Genomic DNA, 914 nt, shown 5'->3' with positions numbered 1-914 from the left:
TATAGCAGAATCATACTAATATGTCATAATATCCAACTCCAAAATGATAAGGCATAAAGTGAAATGGGTTACAGTTTAGATTTTCGAAAAAGAGTCCTGGCATACAAAGATAAGCATTCGTTGACTTTCGAACAAACGAGCGCCCATTTTGAGATTTCTATTCGTACCCTGTTCCGATGGAGCCATAAAATAGAACCTTGCATGACGCGTGATAAGCCTCCCATAAAAATTCCTGATGAGGTACTCATCGCGGATGTCCAAAATTTTCCTGATGACTATCAATGGGAAAGAGCAAAGCGCCTAGGGGTCTCACAATCGGCGATTCATTACGCTTTGAAACGGCTTCGGCTCACGCTTAAAAAAAACATTAAAACATCCTCGCGCTAATCCTCAGCTTCGTCAGGCGTTTGTCGAGCGCATCAGCGACTATGAACAGGAAGGCAAACCGATTGTGTATTTGGATGAAAGTGGTTTCGCGCAGTCAATGCCACGGATATACGGGTATTCAGAAAAGGGGCGACGTTGTTTTGGTACATATGATTGGCACGCGAAAGGCCGTATTAACGTCATTGGTGCAATTCTCGAAAATACGTTCATCACCTTAAGCTTATTGACTGGCAACATTAATGCCGATGTCTTTCATGCGTGGGTGACGCAGGATTTATTGCCAAAACTCCCACACGGTGCGGTGATAGTCATGGATAATGCGCGCTTTCATAAACGACTTGATACGATACAAGCGATAGCAGAGAGTCAACATCAATTAGAGTGGCTTCCCGCTTATAGTCCGGACTTGAATCCCATAGAACACAAATGGGGTGGGGCAAAAGCGATAAGAAGACAAAAAAGATGTTCCGTTGATGAGTTGTTCACCGAGCACATCGAATGTGTCAGATCATGTTGATTCTGCTATA

1 protein-coding gene and 1 pseudogene are annotated in these 914 nt (G+C 43.4%); both read left to right on the top strand.

Annotation, left to right across the window (positions count from 1 at the left end):
- Positions 1-63 precede the first annotated feature (63 nt).
- Positions 64-387, top strand: coding sequence for a transposase (locus tag Xenpb_RS19775; RefSeq protein WP_222943054.1), 324 nt, complete (start codon positions 64-66; stop codon positions 385-387).
- Between the two features lie 28 nt (positions 388-415).
- A pseudogene (locus Xenpb_RS19770) lies at positions 416-904 on the top strand (transposase); the annotation flags it as partial.
- Positions 905-914: the final 10 nt, after the last annotated feature.

This window comes from Xenorhabdus sp. PB62.4, assembly GCF_014467285.1.
Classification (GTDB): Bacteria; Pseudomonadota; Gammaproteobacteria; order Enterobacterales; family Enterobacteriaceae; genus Xenorhabdus.
Note: the sequence above shows the minus strand (reverse complement) of the source record. Positions and strands in the feature narration are given on the sequence as shown.

Coding starts and splice junctions, on each gene's coding strand:
- Xenpb_RS19775 (WP_222943054.1), top strand. CDS start 64: ATGGGTTACAGTTTAGATTTTCGAAAAAGAGTCCTGGCATACAAAGAT.